This window comes from Sorangium sp. So ce362 (genome assembly GCF_051519845.1).
Taxonomy (GTDB): Bacteria; Myxococcota_A; Polyangia; order Polyangiales; family Polyangiaceae; genus Sorangium.
In genome coordinates, this window is sequence record NZ_CP150332.1 from 7,098,206 (window position 1) to 7,114,430 (window position 16,225).

10 protein-coding genes are annotated in these 16,225 nt (G+C 74.8%); 6 read left to right on the plus strand and 4 right to left on the minus strand.

Annotation, left to right across the window (positions count from 1 at the left end; translation table 11 throughout):
* Positions 1–300: 300 nt before the first annotated feature.
* Positions 301–2,697: a hypothetical protein gene (locus WMF17_RS27050; protein ID WP_437644040.1), complete on the minus strand. Its 2,397-nt coding sequence runs from the start codon at positions 2,695–2,697 to the stop codon at positions 301–303.
* Between the two features lie 398 nt (positions 2,698–3,095).
* Here WMF17_RS27050 and WMF17_RS27055 point away from each other — a divergent pair, with 398 nt between their 5' ends.
* Complete coding sequence (locus WMF17_RS27055) at positions 3,096–4,364, plus strand: SGNH/GDSL hydrolase family protein (RefSeq protein ID WP_437644041.1); 1,269 nt, start codon at positions 3,096–3,098, stop codon at positions 4,362–4,364.
* Between the two features lie 90 nt (positions 4,365–4,454).
* On the opposite strand, the gene WMF17_RS27060 is transcribed toward WMF17_RS27055, so the two are convergent.
* Positions 4,455–4,910 carry a GFA family protein gene (locus tag WMF17_RS27060; RefSeq protein WP_437596046.1) on the minus strand — a complete coding sequence of 152 codons (456 nt, stop codon included), beginning with the start codon at positions 4,908–4,910 and terminating at the stop codon, positions 4,455–4,457.
* 124 nt (positions 4,911–5,034) lie between these two features.
* On the opposite strand from WMF17_RS27060, the gene WMF17_RS27065 reads away from it, so the two are divergent.
* Positions 5,035–6,024 (plus strand): helix-turn-helix transcriptional regulator, encoded by a 990-nt coding sequence (locus WMF17_RS27065; protein WP_437596047.1) that lies wholly within the window; start codon positions 5,035–5,037, stop codon positions 6,022–6,024.
* Positions 6,025–6,045: 21 nt separating this feature from the next.
* Here the strand turns inward: WMF17_RS27065 and WMF17_RS27070 are convergent, their stop codons facing one another.
* Positions 6,046–9,399: a protein kinase domain-containing protein gene (locus WMF17_RS27070; protein ID WP_437644043.1), complete on the minus strand. Its 3,354-nt coding sequence runs from the start codon at positions 9,397–9,399 to the stop codon at positions 6,046–6,048.
* A 351-nt stretch (positions 9,400–9,750) separates the two neighbouring features.
* Between WMF17_RS27070 and WMF17_RS27075 the strand changes: the two genes are divergently transcribed.
* From WMF17_RS27075 to WMF17_RS27085, 3 genes are read left to right on the plus strand one after another with little or no spacing between them, the layout of a single operon-like run.
* The gene (locus tag WMF17_RS27075) at positions 9,751–10,065 is read left to right on the plus strand and encodes a hypothetical protein (protein ID WP_437596049.1); all 315 of its coding nucleotides are present in this window, start codon (positions 9,751–9,753) and stop codon (positions 10,063–10,065) included.
* Positions 10,062–11,417, plus strand: coding sequence for a hypothetical protein (locus WMF17_RS27080; protein ID WP_437644045.1), 1,356 nt, complete (start codon positions 10,062–10,064; stop codon positions 11,415–11,417). The genes WMF17_RS27075 and WMF17_RS27080 overlap by 4 nt, the downstream gene beginning before the upstream one ends.
* Complete coding sequence (locus WMF17_RS27085; RefSeq protein ID WP_437596052.1) at positions 11,414–13,576, plus strand: hypothetical protein; 2,163 nt, start codon at positions 11,414–11,416, stop codon at positions 13,574–13,576. Before WMF17_RS27080 ends, WMF17_RS27085 begins: the two co-directional genes overlap by 4 nt.
* Before the next feature lie 56 nt (positions 13,577–13,632).
* On the opposite strand, the gene WMF17_RS27090 is transcribed toward WMF17_RS27085, so the two are convergent.
* A complete protein-coding gene (locus WMF17_RS27090) occupies positions 13,633–14,958 on the minus strand; it encodes an RNA polymerase sigma factor (RefSeq protein WP_437596053.1) in 1,326 nt (441 codons plus the stop codon).
* 620 nt (positions 14,959–15,578) lie between these two features.
* Here WMF17_RS27090 and WMF17_RS27095 point away from each other — a divergent pair.
* Positions 15,579–16,091 (plus strand): hotdog fold domain-containing protein, encoded by a 513-nt coding sequence (locus WMF17_RS27095; RefSeq protein WP_437573822.1) that lies wholly within the window; start codon positions 15,579–15,581, stop codon positions 16,089–16,091.
* Positions 16,092–16,225 lie beyond the last annotated feature (134 nt).

Sequence of the window (16,225 nt, forward strand, 5' to 3'; positions counted from 1 at the left end):
CTGCGGGCGGCTCGGGGCGGCTTCGTCGTTGCCGAACGCCCAGCACGCCCGCAAGCACCGTGTGTGCCACGAAACGTTCTGGAGAGATTCGGCCTCGTGCGCGGGTTGGCGGAGGGGCGCGGCGCGTTCTTGCGTCAGGATCTTGCCGGATCCCGCAAAAGGCTGCGCGGTCGGCCGGCGCGGGGGGTGGCGCGCCGCCGGGCGGTTTCCGGAGTTGATCCATCGCTGGTGGCGTCGTGCCCACCGCGAGACGAGCAGACGAGAGCAAGAACGCCGCGCCCCCGCGGAGCCCTCAGCCCCTCACCCGCCCGCCGCGTCCAGCATCGCCCTCAGCAGCGGCGCCATCCTCCGCGCATCGCAGGGCGCCTTCACCGCCTTTCCCGCCACGACCGCGCTCATATTGCACGCCCCCGGCCGCGGCAGGTGATCCATCCAGTAGAGATCGAACCTGTCGTCCGGCGCGAGCCGCCGCACCATCGGATCGAGCGGCAGCATCAGCCCTTCGCGGAAGCGGGCCAGATAGACAACGTTCGACAGCCGAACCGGCGAGTTCAGCCCGATCCGCCGCCGCGTCCCCGACGCGAACGGGCCTGTGTGATCGATGAACTCCACCGTCTGGAGATCGCCGTAGAGATCCGGCTCCGTCTTCTCGACCGTCACCAGGGTCCACGCGCAGAGCGGCCGCTGCGCCCGGAGCAGCGCGCGGGTCATCTGCTCGAAATCGGGCAGATCCGCGGCCGCCCGCGCCTCGGTGTAGTGACCGTGCGCGAACTGGTTGCGCTCGGCCTGCATCAGGTTCGAGAGCGTCTCGAACGTCTGGTTGTGCGACAGCTTGACGTCGAGCACCTCCCTCGCCATCGAGCCGATCGGATCGTCGCGATCCCCGAACGCCCGCGCGGCCGTGCGCGCGAGCTCGCGCCACGCGCCGAGGGCCAGGCCGTCGCGCGTGCGCGTGCGGCCATAGAGATCGAGCAGCGCGCCCCACCCCGGGGGAACGCCGCCCGCGCCGCCCGCGCCGCTCGGGCTGCTCGGCCTGCCGCCGCTCGCCGGGGCCACCGACCCGCGCCCGCCGCCCGATCCGGCCCCATCGCCCGATCCGCTCGCGCTCGCGCTCCCCCCGCCGCCGCGCCCCGACCCGGGCGGCGCGCTTCCTCCGCTGAAGAACGCCGAGACGAGCACCGTCGCGATGAACCGCCACGTGCCCTCGAGCACGTCGAACAGCATCTTCACCCGCTCGATCGCGCTCGACGCCCCGATCGCCGCCCGCACCCTCCCGGCGATCGGATAGGGCAGGCCCCCGCTCAGCGCCGAGAGCACCCCGTGCGGATCTCCGCACTCGCGCGAGATCTCCTCCGCCCGCGCGCCCGCGTCGGCGCCGTGCAGGAGCTCCCACGACAGGGTCCGCGCGTGCTCGACCCTGCCGTCCAGGATCGGCGGCCGGCCGTGCCAGTCGCACTGCACCGCGCTCGCCATCACCGCCGGATCCGCCTTCCGGGGCACGCACGCGGCGACCACGCCGGGCGCGAGCGGCGCGATCAGCGCGCCGGCGCCCGCGTGGCTCGCGACGACCGCCGCGAGCTCCTGCGCGAGCGCCCCGATGACATGCGGCCCGACGCCGCCGAGCGCGCTCTGCTCCTCGATGCCGAACAGGACCGTCGCCCGGCGCCCGCTCCGCGACGCCTCGATCACCTCGCCCGGCGCGGCGAAGCGCGCGCTCGCCGCGGCGTCGCGGAGCTCCGCCACGGGGGTGGACCCCCCCGGGGCGCACCGCTCGCGCTCCGCCGCGAGCGAGGCGATGGCGTGCAAGCCGAGCTCGACCTCGCGGCCGGCGACGTCCGCCTCCCCGGCCACCGTGAAGTAGCCGCACGCGAACGCCCCGAGCCCCTCCGCCTCGACGGCCTCCAGGGCGCGCCCCGCCGCCGCGGCCGCCTCCGCCGCGCCGCCCCGCACGAGCACCACCGCCGTGCCGTCCGCGTCGCCGACCGGCAGGTCCGGCCAGAGCCGGTGCACCGCGACGAGGGCGGCCGCCGCGGCCGCCGCGCGCGAGGGCGCGCCCGCCTCGATCGGCCGCAGCAGGACGAGCGCGCCCTGGCCCTTCCGCGCGAGGAGCGACGCGCACTCCTGCTCCAGGCCGCCGCGCGCGAGCAGGCCCGTCGCCGGGTCGACCGCCCCGGCGGGGACCGACAGCGCGGCATAGCGGCGGTCGAAGAACGTCGCGCGCATGCCGCCGACGCAGACGAACGTGCCGTGGACGAGCGGCGACTCCTGCCCGCGCGCGAGGTGCCGCGCGCCCACCTGCACGGGCACGCTGCACTCCTCGCGGCGGCGCAGCCACCAGCGCACGCCGTCGTGGCGCAGCGTGGCCGCGAGCCGCGACGCGACGTCGGCGTAGACGAGCTCGTTGCGCTCGTCGCCGACGCGCTCGGCGCGGCCGAGCCGCAGCACGCCGACCGGCTCGAGCCGGAGCTCGTGGAGGTACCCGTCGCGCCCCTCGATCCGCAGCCGATCCGGGGCGGCCACCTCGCCGCGCCACAGCGAGAACCCGGGCGATTGCGTGAGCCAGAGGGTGGCGCCGCTCGCAGCGACCGAGCGCAGCTCCGCCCCGGGCGCGCCCTCGGAGCCGCTCGCCTCGACGGGCGCAGGCGGGATGCTCTCGCCCGCCGGGAAGTCTCCTCCGCTGTCTCGTGCGCCCGTCACGCGTGCCTGTCCATGGTGATCCCGGCGTCCGATCCACGCCGCCCCCGGCGCGCGCCGCCCGAGCGCACGGCGGGCTCCTCGAGCGATTACCGCACCGAGCCTCGGCAAATTCAACGCAAATGCGCCGCTGCGCATTCCTCGATCGCCGTCCGCGTCCCCCTCGATCCCCTCCCCCGCGTCACCCCCCGCCCTGGGTGGTCCTGGCCAGGGTCACCGACAGCGGCCATGGAGCAACGCGCGCGTCACCGTCGAGCTCGGAGCCAGGGAAATTGCTGCGCTCCACGCGAACAACGTAGAGAGAACCGATGGCAAATACACAGAGACCTCACGGAGTCACCTCAGGGCGCCGTAACGCCTTGCGCTTCTTGCTCGATCTGCCCAGGCCGAGGCTCGGGCGCTTGCCACGATTTGCGCTCATCGCCGCGGCGATCGCGCTGACGGCTGGTGCATCGGGGCGCCCCGCGCTGGCCGCAGACCCGGCGCCTGACGGACGATGGGTCTCCGCATGGCACGGCAGCCCGACGCCGGGCGGCACGTTCAACTCGCAGGATTGTCCCTCGGATGTCGGCCTCACCGGCCAGACGGTCCGGAACATCGTCCGCCTGAGCGCCGGCGGGAGCTCGGTGCGCGTGCGGATCTCCAACGCCGGGGGCAGCGAGCCGCTCAAGGTGGGCGCAGCGTCGGTCGCCGCCTCGGCGGGCGGCGCGGCGACGGTCGCCGGGACGTCGAAGCCGCTGCGCTTCGCAGGTCAGGCCTCGATCGTCATCGCCGCGGGCGGCGAAGCGGTGAGCGACCCCGTGGCCCTGAACGTGCAACCCCTCCAGACGCTGGCGGTGAACATCCACCTCCCGGCCAAGACCGGGCCGGCCACGCAGCACTACTTCGCTGCGCAGGACAACTTCCTCGCCGCGGGCAACCAGACCGGGGCCGGCGCTGACAAGCAGTTCACACGGAAGATCTCGTGCTGGATGTTCGCGTCGGGCGTCGACGTCAAGGCCGCGCCGAACGTCGTCGGCACCCTGATCGCGCTCGGCGACTCGATCACCGATGGATATCTCTCGACAAAGAACAACAACCAGCGTTACCCCGACTTCCTCGCGCAGCGCCTGGCCAGCCGGAAGGGGCAGACCCTCTCGGTGGTCAACGCCGGGATCATCGGGAACGAGCTGCTCACCGTCCGCCCCCAGCTCCAGTTCGGCTACCCCGTCCCGGCCCGCCTCGCGCGCGACGTGCTGACCCAGCCCGGCGCGCGCGCCGTCATCCTGCTGGCAGGCATCAACGACATCGGCGACCGCTCCGCGAAGGCCGCGGATCTGATCCCGGTCTACCAGCAGATCATCCAGGCTGCCCGCGCCGCGGGGCTCAAGATCTACGGCGGCACCCTGGTGCCGTTCGCCGGCTCGACCGGGACCTACAAGGGCGATTATGGAACCGCCAAGGGCGAGCAGGAGCGACAGAAGCTGAACACCTGGATCCGCACCAGCAACGCCTTCGACGGCGTGATCGACTTCGACAAGGCGCTGCGAGATCCGGCCGATCCGAGCCGCCTCCTCCCGGCCTACGACGCGGACAAGCTGCACCCGAACGACGCCGGCTACCAGGCGATGGCGAACGCGGTGAACCTGGACGCGATCCTCGCCGACGTCGTCAAGGCGACCTCGCCGTAACCTCTTCAGTCCCGACGCCACAGGCGCGCTGCGGCTTCGAGGGCCGGTGAGCCGCCGCCCACGGGAGGAGGCGGCCCGCCGGCCTTCGCCTCAAGCGCTCTTCGCGGCCGTGACCGGGTCCACGTACGGCGCGACGGCGAGCTGCTCCCACGTGTCGTGGAGACCGTCCAAGTAGATCACCGGCACGCCGGAGAGATCCGCGTCGTCGAGGCAGTTCAGGTTCACGGAGCAATACTCCCCGCCGAGCTCAGGGAGGTTGCCGTGGCCGAAGACGCGGATCCCGCAGGTCTTGCAGAAGCGGGCGTGGCCGGCCTCGGACCGCGAGTGGTCGCCGAGGACCTCCTCGCCGGCGACAAGACGGAAGGCGCTCGGCTTCACGATGACGCCCCACCACCTGGTCTTCGCGCAGATGGTGCAGTTGCACTGCGTCGTCCCGGCGCTCGGGTCGAAGTCGGCCTCGAAGCGAACGGCGCGGCAGGCGCAGCTTCCCCTGTGGGTCCGGGGGCCGAGGGTCGTCGTGGTTTGCGCGGAAGCGGCGTTGCTCATGGGCGGTAACTCCAGGGATGAGGGGGGCGGGGCGCCTTCAGGCGCCTCGCCCGCGGGTTGAGAGGAGGCTACACTCGATTGCGGACAGATTCGGTCCGCAAGGTTCACCGATGAGGAGCGGCACGTGATCCAGACCTCCGCGCGCCTGCTGAAGCTCCTGTCGCGGCTCCAGTCCCGGCGCTTCTGGACGGGCGGCGAGCTCGCCCGCGAGCTCGAGATCACCGAGCGCAGCGTCCGGCGCGACGTGGACCGGCTCCGGAGCCTCGGGTACCCGGTGCACGCGGCCCCCGGGATCGGCGGCGGCTACCAGCTCGGCGCCGGCAAGGAGCTGCCGCCGCTGCCGCTCGAGGACGACGAGGCGGTCGCCGTCGCCGTGGGGCTGCGCGCCGCCGCGACCGGCCCGGTGAAGGGGCTGGAGGAGGCGTCGGTCCGCGCGCTCGCGAAGCTCGAGCAGGTGCTCCCGAAGCGGCTCCGGCGCAAGGTGAGCGCGCTCGATGCCGTGAGCGTGCGGCTCGGCGAGGGCGGGCCCGGCTTCGACGCGGACGCGCTGGCCGTGATGGCGAACGCGTGCCGCGATTCCGAGGTCCTGCGCTTCGAGTACAGCAGCCACGACGGCACGGCGAGCGCGCGCGTCGTCGAGCCCTACCGGCTCGTGCACACGAGCCGCCGCTGGTACCTGCTGGCGTACGACCTCGATCGGGGAGCGTGGCGGACGTTCCGCGTCGATCGCATCCAGGGCAGGCCGAGGACCGGCGGTCGCTTCAAGCCGCGCCCGCTGCCCGCCGAGGACGTGGCCGCCTACGTGTCGCAGTCGGTCTCGACGGACGCGTACCCGTTCCGCGCGCGCGTGACGGTGCACGCCGCCGCGGACGCCGTCTCGACGCAGCTGTCCGGCGTGGCAGGGCGCATCGAGCCGCTGGGGCCGGACCGCTGCGTGGTCCACACCGGCGGCGGGAGCCTCGAGGCGCTCGCATTCCACCTCGGGTTCATGGGGTTCGACTTCGAGGTGCACGAGCCGCGGGAGCTCATCGAGGTCCTCCGCCGTCTGGCCGAGCGTCTCGGCCGGGCCGCGGGGCGGGGCGAAGCGGCGGCGCACGACCCGGGCGAGCGCTGAACGACCGCGGCGCGCGCCCGCTCACTCCGAGAGCGCCGCCGCCATCGTCGCGTCGAGCCCGGCCCCCCGGCCCTCGGCGAAGCGCGCCTCGTGGACGGCATCCCCGAGCGCCGCGCGCGCGGCCCCGGCGCACGCGACGAGCGCCGGCCGCTCGATGGGCGGCACCGGCGTGCCGATGGCCTCGCGGAGCGCCGCCGCGCCGCCGAGGAGGCGGGCGCCGCGCTCCGGCTTGCCCGCCCACACCGCCGCGCGCGCGAGCGCCTCCAGGACGCTCGCCGACCGCCAGAGATCGCCGAGCTCCCGGTGCAGCCGCAGGCTCGCCCGCAGGCGCCGGCCCGCGAGGACGAGATCGCCGCGCTCGATCGCGACGAGCCCCAGGAGGTTGCTCGTCCAGGCGATCCCCTCCTTGAACTTCACCTGCTGCGACAGGCCCTCGCTCTCCTCGCAAAGGCGGGCCGCCTCGTCGAGATCCTCGCGGTAGAACGCCGCGCAGCCGAGGTAGAGCAGCGCCGTCGCGGTCCCCTCGCGATCGCCCGCGCTGCGGAGCTCCGGCAGCGCGAGGCGGCAGGCGCCCTCCGCGCGCGCCGTGTCGCCCGAGAGCCACGCCGCGAAGCCCGAGTAGCCGAGCGCGCGCGCCGCCTCGAGCGTGTCGCCGCGGCGCGTGGCCAGCGCGAGGCTCTCGCCGTGCAGCGAGAGCGCGCGCTCGTAGTCGCCCTGCTCGCGGGCCACGCTCCCGAGGATCTGGATCACCGAGGCGAGCCCGCCCTCGTCCCCGAGCTCGCGGTAGAGCGCCGCGCCCCGCTCGAGCAGCGCGCGCGCCTCGCGGTAGTCGCACTGGAGGAGCGCGAGCGTCCCCGCGCCCCGGAGCGCCGGGGCCACGTGCTCGGGCGCGACGCCCGCGGCGGCCCCGAGCGCCCGGCGGAGCCACGCGCGGCCCTCCTGGTAGTGCCCGTGGATGTACCAGAACCGCGCCATCGCGGCGGCGAGCCGGACCGCAGCGCCCGCGTCTCCGCCCTCGATCGCGAGCTCCAGGGCGAGGCGGAGGTTGTCGTGCTCGAGGTCGAGCGCGGCGAGCCACGCGGCCTGCTCGGGCCCGCGGAGCGCCTCGGCCGCGCGCTCGGCGAGCTCCAGCGAGAGCTCCACGAAGCGCCGGTTGCACGCCGCGGCGGCGCCCTCCTCCGCGAGCCGATCGAGGCCGTACTCGCGGAGGATCGCGAGCATCTGGAACCGGGGCTCCTCGCCCGCGGCCTGGAGCAGCAGGCTCTTGTCGATCAGCGACTCGAGGATCCCGAGCGTGTCGAGCGCCGGGTCGCGGAAGGCGCACATCGGGTCCGCCATGGCCAGCGAGAAGCCGCCCGCGAAGACGGCGAGCGTGCGGAAGGCGAGCTGCTCCTCCGGCTCCAGCAGGCCGTAGCTCCAGTCGATGGCGGCCCGCATGGTCTGCTGGCGCTCGGGCAGGTCGCGCGCGCCGCCCGTGAGCAGGCGGAACGAGCCCGCGGCCCCGGAGGGACGCCCGGCGGCGCCGCGGTCGCGGAGGCGCGCGAGCAGCGCCGCGGGGGTGAGGACCCGGAGGCGCGAGGCGGCGAGCTCGATCGCGAGCGGCAGGCCGTCGAGGCGCGCGCAGATCTCCACGACCTCGGCGACGTTCTCGGGGCCGAGCTGGAAGCCGGGCTTGATCGCGGAGGCCCGGCGGCAGAACAGGCTCACCGCCGAGCTGGCCAGCGCGGCAGAGGCCGTGATCCCGCGCGGCTCCGGCAGCTCCAGCGGCGGCACGACGTAGCGCCGCTCGCCCGAGAGGTTCAGCGCGGCGCGGCTCGTCACGAGGAGCGACAGGCGCGAGCAGCTCGCGGCGAGGTGCGCGATCGCCGGCGCCGCGGCCGTCAGGTGCTCGAGGTTGTCGAGCAGGAGCAGGAGCCGGCGGTCGCGGAGGAAATGCACAACGCGCTCCAGATCCGGCCGCGCGCCGCCGTCGCCGAGGCTGAGCGCCTGCGCGATCGCCGAGGGCACGAGCGCCGGCTCGCGCAGCGACGCGAGGGGGACGAAGCAGACGCCGCCGGGGAACACGGGGACGAGGTCCTCCGCGACCTGGAGCGCGAGCCGGGTCTTGCCGGTGCCGCCGACGCCGGTGAGCGTGAGCAGGCCGGCCCCCGGATCGAGCAGGAGCGCGGCGATCTCGGCGCGCTCGCGGGCGCGGCCCACGAACGGCGTGCGCTGGACCGGCAGGTTGTGGCGAGGCCGCTCGGCCTCCGGCGAGGCGCCCAGCGGCGGCGAGGCGCCCAGCGGCGGCGGGGCGCCCTGCGGCGGCGGAGGGCCCGGCGGCGGGGCGCCCAGCCACGCCGGTAGCGGGCCGGGATCGTGGGGTGTGCCGCCGGGGAAAGGCTGGGAGGGGGCCTCGACCGTCCCCGCAAGCTCCATCGTGGAGGTGCGGAGCATGTCGGTCTCCGCGGGGCCTCCAGCCGACCACGGCCCCCCCGCGCCGGGCGGCTCGGCGGGCACCCTGACCGCCTCGAGCGCGGCGCGCAGCTCGAGGCTCTGCTCGCGGACCGAAGGGAAGCGCCCGGCGGGGTCGCGGTCGCACGACCGCAAGAACCATGCGTCGAACGCGGGCGGGAGCCACCGCCAGCGCGTCGACGGCGGGTAGAGCCGCATGACGAGCAGCGCCACCATCAGCTCGGCCATGCTGTTCGCGGTCCAGTAGATGTCGCCGGTCAGGAGCCGCACGACGATGAGCCCGATCGCCCACACGTCCGCCGCGGGGCCGAGCTGGTCCGAGCGCCCGCGCGCCTGCTCGGGGGCCATGTAGATGGGCGTGCCGATGGCCATGCCCGTCGCCGTGATGCTGCCCGACGCGCCGAGCGCGCCGGGTTCGATCTCCTTGACCAGCCCGAGATCGAGGATCTTCACGCGCTCCCGGCCGTCGTCGCCGATCGCGAGGAAGAGGTTCGCGGGCTTGAGGTCGCGGTGGAAGAGGCCCTGCGCGTGGGCGACCTCGAGGGCGTCGGCGACCTCGCCGAGCCAGCGCTGCACCTCGACGGGCGAGCGCTTGCCCTGGGTGGTGACGAGGTGCTCGAGGTCGTGGCCCTGGAGCAGCTCCATCACCAGGAAGGGCGCGCCGTCGAGCTCGGGGGCGACGCCGGCGTCCAGCATGCGCACGAACCCGGGCGCGTCGAGGAGCCGCATCGCCCGGATCTCGCGCTGGAAGCGGGAAGCCGCCGCGTCTCCGGCCGCGTGCGTCCGGAGCAGGACCTTCACCGCGACCCGGCCGCCGCCGTCGAGGTCGTCGGCCATGTAGACAACGCCCGCGCCGCCCCGACCGATCTCGCTCAGGAGACGGTAGCGGCCACCGAGGACGATCAGGCGATCTGGGGAGCGCATCGGGCGGCCGCGGTAGGGACACGATCTCGCGAGGGCCCGCGGCGCCGGCAGCCTACCACACGGCGCCCGCGGCCCGCCCTCGGCCGCTGCCGACCAGGGTGGTGAGCGGGCGCTCCCTGGCGGTCGACGGAGAACAGCTGTCGCGCCGTCGCGCCGTCGCGGTGAGCCGGAGGCGGATCGCGCCGCGCGAAGCGCTCCCGCGCGCCGCGCGAAGCGGGTATGATCGAGACAGCGTGGAGGGACAGCGCCGAGCACCACCCAGAGCCCGCGCTCCAGCGCGGCGCGCGATCCGGGAGCCGGCGCTCCGCGCCCGGAGGGCCGCCCCCTCGCCGCTCGCCAGGAGAGAGCGCCATGACCAGCCCCGTTGACAAGAACGACGTGTTCCTCATCCCGATGCCCGGCAAGCGCGTCGCGCGCATCCCCGTCGCCGTCCTCGAGCGCTACCTCGACGACGAGACGCGCATGGTGCACGACCCCGGCGAGCCGGAGAGCGACGTGACCGCCCACGCGATGTCCGTCGACCCCGCGACGGGCGCGAGCGTCTGGCACACCGAATGGGAGCTGGGCCCGTGCGATTACACGGACGAGAGCGGGTTCCCGCAGAGCGCCTATGCGTGGCACCGCCACCCGCTCGGGACCGAGTACACCGAGATCTACCAGAAGTGAGCGCACCTCGACCGGCCTTGCCCGTCGCCGCGCGCGCCCGTCGTCCACGCCGACCCGGCGCGGCGCTCCTCGCGGCGGGCGGCGGCGCGCTCGTCCTCGCCGCCGCCTGCATCGAGCGCGGCTACCCCCTCGCCGGGAGCGGGCAGGTCGAGCTCCGCGCCGACGTCGCCGGACCGCTGTTCGCGGCCGACACGCTCGACGCGACGGGCAGGCCGGTGCCGCCCCGCCAGGGCCCGTGGCGCACCGACGTCTCGCTCAAGCTCACCGAGGCGAACGAGCCGGCGTACGGCGCCTACGTCGAGGTCCGCGTGGTCCCGAGCGAGGCGCTCGCGCTGCACCCGGCGGACGGCGCGGAGGGCGACCGGGCCTCGTGCGGCATGAAGGACGGCGCGTTCCGCTGCACCGCCGGCACGCAGGGCTACGCCGGCCTCACCGCGGCCTCCGAGGGCGACTGGTCCGGCGAGGCGCGGCTCGTCGTCGCCTGGGCCGACCGCACCGAGGAGCTCTCGATCACGGTGCTCCCCGCGGGCTTGCCGGAGGACGCCACAAACTTCGCGCTCATCGCGGGGGGCCTCGGCGACAGCGACCGGGTGCTCGCGACGTACCTGCCCCTCGCGTGCACGCTCGGCCCCCTGCCGGACGACCTCGGCGCCACCTGGCGGCCGGGCGCGATCCGGTCGCGCGAGGCGCGCGTCCGCGCGTCGCCCCCCCAGGACGCGCCGGGCGTGGTGGAGCACGCCCCCGTGATCATCGAGTCGCTGCACAGCGAGGCCGCCCTCTCGCTCGCCCCGGATTGCCGCGAGCGGGCCACGCGCCTGCGCGTGCTGCTCGGCGCGACCGGGGAGAGCCCGCCCTTCACCCTGTGCTTCAGCGACCTCGGCGGCGAGGTCAAGCTCGCCGTGAGCTCGGGGCAGAAGGCGATCGAGCCGAACCCCTCGCTCACCGTCGACCCCGAGCCGCGCCTGCTCCGCGTGCGCTCCCTCCGGAGCGTCGTGACCGCGGGGACGCCGGGCGATCTCTTCGAGGTGAGCGCCTACAACGCCGAGCGCGTGCGCATCGCCGTCCCCGTCGACCTCACCGTCGACGACGACCAGGTGATCGCGCTCGGCGGGGCGTCCGTGACCCTGCGCGGCGAGGAGAGCGAGGCGACGATCATCCAGGGCATCGCGGTCGCGCCGGGGACGACGGTGCTGCGGGTGACGCCGCGCCTGCTCGCGCGCCCGGAGTGCTCCTCGGAGCCCATCACCGTCGTCGAGCCCGAGCCGAGGCCCGAGCCGGAGCCCGAGCCCGAACCGGAGCCCGAACCGGAGCCCGAACCGGAGCCCGAGGAAGAAGGGGAGGGCTCGCCGTGAGTGCACGCAAGTCCTCGATATTCCTATCGATCACCGCGCTCGCGGTCGCGCTCGCGGCGCCCGCCACCGCGCCGGCGCAGGACGAGCCCGAGGGCGACGCCGGCGAGGGCGACGCGCCCGCGGGGGGCTCGGCCTCGGCGCGGAGCGCGGCGGGCGCGCTGCCGATGGCCGTCCCCGCCGACTTCGGCGGCAGCCTGCAGGTCGTGCGCGCCCCGGCGGGCACGGCCGGCGCCGCGGCGTCGTCGGCGGGCGGACCGGAGATCTTCCCGGACGCGCGCCGCGTCTGGATGACCGTCCGCGACACCGATCCGGTCCCGATCGAGGCGGCCCGCCGCGGCGGCCGCTGGCTCTGCAGCGGCGGCGGCTGCGCGGCGCAGACCGGCGAGCCCGGGCAGAGCCCCGTCGGCGACCAGGTCCTGCGCTCGATCAAGCTCCAGACCCCGACGCTGCCCCTCCCGCTCACGATCTGGGGGCGGCTCAGCGAGGACGGCCAGCGCCTGCTCGACTTCGATCCGGTGCTCCTCGGCCGCCGCTCGTACCGGCACGTCTGCGCCTACCGGCCGGTCGCCGAGGCCGCGAGGTCCCCCTCCGGCGCGCCGGCCGCGCCGTCGCCCGAGCGCGTCGACGTCTGCCGCGACGGCCGGCCCGAGCCGCCGCCGGCCGACGCGGGCGAGCTCACGCTGGGCATGCAGTGGCCGAAGCAGTCGGAGATGGCCGACTTCCACTACCTCGCCATCGTCGACAGCTGCGGCAACGCCCGGGTGCAGCCGTTCCAGCGCACGTTCACGGTGCCGGTCCTCGAGGTCGCCTCGGGCGCCTGCGGGCGCCCCGACGGCAAGGTGCTCCGCGTCTTCCCGGGCGGCGGCTGGCTCCGCGTCTCCGCCTTCAACCTCCACGCGCCCGCGGCGGGCAACGTGGTCAACGCGACGTACCGGGTCACGATCCCGCCGCTCGAGAACCTCGTCGAGTCGAACCCCGCGCGGCTGCTCTTCCCCGATCCGCTCGCCGACGACCTGAAGGTCGACTGCGGCCCCACGCCGATCGCGCAGCGCGCGGATCTCGGGGGCGCCCCGCCGGGGAGCCACCGTCCGCCCGGGCCCCTGCCCCCGGCCGCCGCCCCGCCGGGGGGCCGGGCGCCTCCGCGCGCCGCGGCCGGTCCGGCGGCGGCGCAGGCCCCCTCGCCGGCGCCGCCGCTCGGCGCCCTGCCGCCGCGCCGGGCGCCCGACGTGGATCCGTCGCGCCCCGGGCCGCAGCCGCTCGCGCACGGCGCGGTCGTCATCTCGCCGGCGCCGCTCCGGCTGGGCAACTGCCGGATCCGGCTGACGGGCCAGACGAAGCACCGCCTCGTGGCGCCGCTCGCGCTCCACGTCTCGCTGACGCGCACCGACCAGCTGCGGGGCGGCGCACCGATCGAGCTCCTCCAGGACGGCACGTGGATCGTCACGCCGAGCAGCGCGGAGTTCCCGCTGCCGCCGCTCGCAGAGGATTTCGACGGGGACGCGCGGCTCCGGCTGGCCGTCTACAGCCATCCGCTGAGCCCGCAAGGCAAGGTGGTGCTCGTCTCCGACGCGGGCCGCGTCGCGAGCTCGCTCCGCTCGAGCGAGCCCGGCGATCCGGAGCGCGCCCGGCGGCTCGTGGGCTCGGTGGCGATCCACTCGGTCCCGCTGTGCGGGGAGGACAACTTCGAGACGCTGGACGCCGCGGGGAGCTGCTTCCGCGCCTACCTGACCGTCCCGGCGATGCTCGCGACCCTGCAGGTCACCCGCGCGCCGTGGGTGGAGAAGCCCCTCGTCACGCGGAGCGTGCTCAGCGCGGTCGGCGTGGCGCTCGCTGTCGATCGCTACGACCCGGTGGAGCGCCGGGCCTTCCCGGTCGCGGCGCAGCTCGGTGGCTTCGTGCAGACGCTCGGCGAGGGGCGGGTCGGGTTGCTCGGCTACGTGGGCGTCGCGCCGACGGTCCCGATCCTCGGCTCGGGGGGCAACACCACGTCGTTCGGCTTCCTGGCGGGGATCGGGCTGGAGTACATCACCAACGAGGCGGGGCCCGACGAAGGGCTCAAGCCGGCCGCGTTCGTCTCCGCGGTCGTGCAGGTGGGCCAGGCCGCCCCGCAGGTCTCCACGAGCGGCCGGGCGAGCTTCGGCACGTACGCGGGCGACTGAGCCGCCGCGCCGCGCGGCGCGCTCTCCGGCGCGGCGCGCGACGCGCGGCGCGCGCTCTAAGGATCGGGCAAGGCCTCGTCCAGCTCGTCGAGCAGGCGCCTGTCGATCGCGGGATCGAGCAGGGCCTCGTCGAGCAGCGTGCGCGCCTCGGGGCGGCGCCCCGCGAGCAGGAGCGCCCGGATCCAGAGCACCTTCCGCTCCACCCCGAAGGCGCTCTGCGGCATCTCGCGCTCGTAGCGCTCGAGCGCCGCGATCGCCCGGGTCGGCTCGCGCCGCTGCACCGCCGCGCTGCACGCCTCGAACAGGGCGATGTCGAGGCTGCTGCCGGGCACCTCGCCCTCGACCGCGGGCACCTCGGGCGCGACCGGCGCCGGAGCGCGCTCCTCCCTGTCGGGCGCGGGGACGCGCGCTCGCCGCTCGACCGGGGTGCGCCTCGGCGGCGCCTGGACGGGCTCCGGGGCCGGCGGCTCCTCGGGCGGCGCCGGCTCCTCGGGCGGCGCCGTCGGCTCGACGGGCGGCGGCGAAGGATGCACGGCGGTGATGATCGCGGGCGCGAGGTGCCTCACCGTCGGTGGCGGCGGCTGCTCCGGGGTCCGGAGCGCCAGCCAGAGCGCCCCGGCCGCCGCCGTGGCCACGACGGGCGCGGCGACGAGGGGCCCGACGCCCACGCTCGGCAGCACCTGCTGGGCGAGCTTCACGAGCCCCTTGAGCCACGCCGCGGCTTCGTTCAGCGCCTTGCCGACGCCGGTCTTCCCTGCGCTGCCCTCCTTGAGCGCCCGCGCCGACTCCTGCACGCGGCGGAGGATCGACAGCTGGACGTCGTCGGGCATGCGCGGCGCGACCTGGGTGGTGGCGAAGAGCGCCGCCGGATCCAGGGGCAGCACGAAGCGCGGGCCCTCTTTCTTCCGCTCCTCGCGCCGGCGCTTCGCGATGAGATCGTGGAATATGGCCATGGCGCGCGCGCGCCACTTGTACGCCGTCGACAGCGGGATGCCGCGCTGCTGCGCGAGATCCGCCATCGGGACGCCCTCGAGGTCGTGCTCGACAAGGATCGAGTGCGCGTCCACGTCGAGCCGATGCAGCAGCTCGATCACCATGAGGCGCTCCTGGTCCGAGATCAACAGCTCGTCCGCGCTCTTGGACTCGTCGACGAGGACCGGGAACTCCTCTTCCTGCACCAGCTCCTCGTAGCGGTGCCGGGCGCGCTCCCGGTAGTGCGCGGCGGTGTGAACCGCGATCCGGTTCAGCCAGCGCTCGGGCCGGGAGATCTCAGGTTTGTAATTGTCGAAGCTCACATACGCAGAAAGCAGGACGTCCTGCGCGAGGTCTGCACGGTCGCGCAGGGGAACTCCCAGGCGCGTCAGCCAGCGCCAGACGAGCATGAATGTTTTTTCACGAAAGAGCAGCTCGAAGGCTCGCTCCTTCTCGGGTGGACCACCTTGGCCCGGGCGGCGAGGTCGTGTCATACACAAGAAAAATTCCGGGCACGGAGGGGGGATTGCCGCTCGGGGCAGGCCACGAGCGGCGAGCGCGGGGGCCTGGCGACCGCTCGCGAGCGCATGGAGGCCTGGATCCGCGCGGGATCCTCGCGCCGGCGGCGTCTCGAGGCGTCCCTGGATCCATCCGAAATTCGAATAATATTCACGCGTACAATTCTTCTGGTGAATGAATCTTTCCGGCTCGCTCCAGGACCCTGAAGGAGGGGCCTTGGGACGTAAGCGCTGGCCGGCGGGATCTGCCAAGATCGTCCCGTGGCGCGAGCCAGGAGCGGGCGCGGCGGGCGGCCCCAGCCGTGTGGCCGCGCGCCAGCACTGCCCATCACGCTCGCGGCATCGGCGCCGAAGCGCGGGCGCTGTTCGCTGCGCAACCGATGTATCTGCGCTGCTCCGTGGCGTGCCGGACAGGCTGCCGCCTCGCTTCGCGACGGGAGCGGGGGAGCAACATTCCGGGTGCGTGCGCGGGCGACTTGGGGCACCCTGGCGCTGCCACGCGGATCCAGCGCATGAACCTCTCTGACTTTTCTCTCGCAGCCATCGCGGCGAGCTCGCGCCGCAACACCATCCGCGAGCTCTGGGACAGGCTGCACCTCCTGCCCGGGGGCAAGCGCCTGTTCAGCCGGCTCATCGGCGCGATGGCGCCGTACACCGGGACGATCCGGGCCGACATCGAGGTCCTCGAGCGCGGCCGCGCGGAGGTATCGATGCGCGACCGGCCCGGGCTGCGCAACCACCTCCGCTCGGTGCACGCCGTCGCGCTCGTCAACCTCGCCGAGCTCACCGCCAACACGGCGCTGGCCTACGCGCTGCCCGACGACGCGCGGTTCATCGTCGCGGGCCTCTCGATCGAGTACCTGAAGAAGGCGCGCGGGACGCTCCGCGCCGTCTGCGAGTGCCCTGTCCCGGACACGAGCGAACGCAGGGAATACCCGATCCCCGTGAGCCTGCGAGACGCGACAGGAGCCGAGGTCGCCCGCGCCGTCCTCCGCAGCCTCGTGGGTCCGAAGAAGCAGCCCTGAGCCACCAGGACACCTGAGCCAGCAGCACACCCGTGCGACGGAGCGGCCCGGTGCTCCAAAGCACCCCTGTGCGACGGAGCGGTCCTGTGCCCGCAGCACCCTTGTGCCTCGGAGCGCCCTGCGCTCCAGGCACC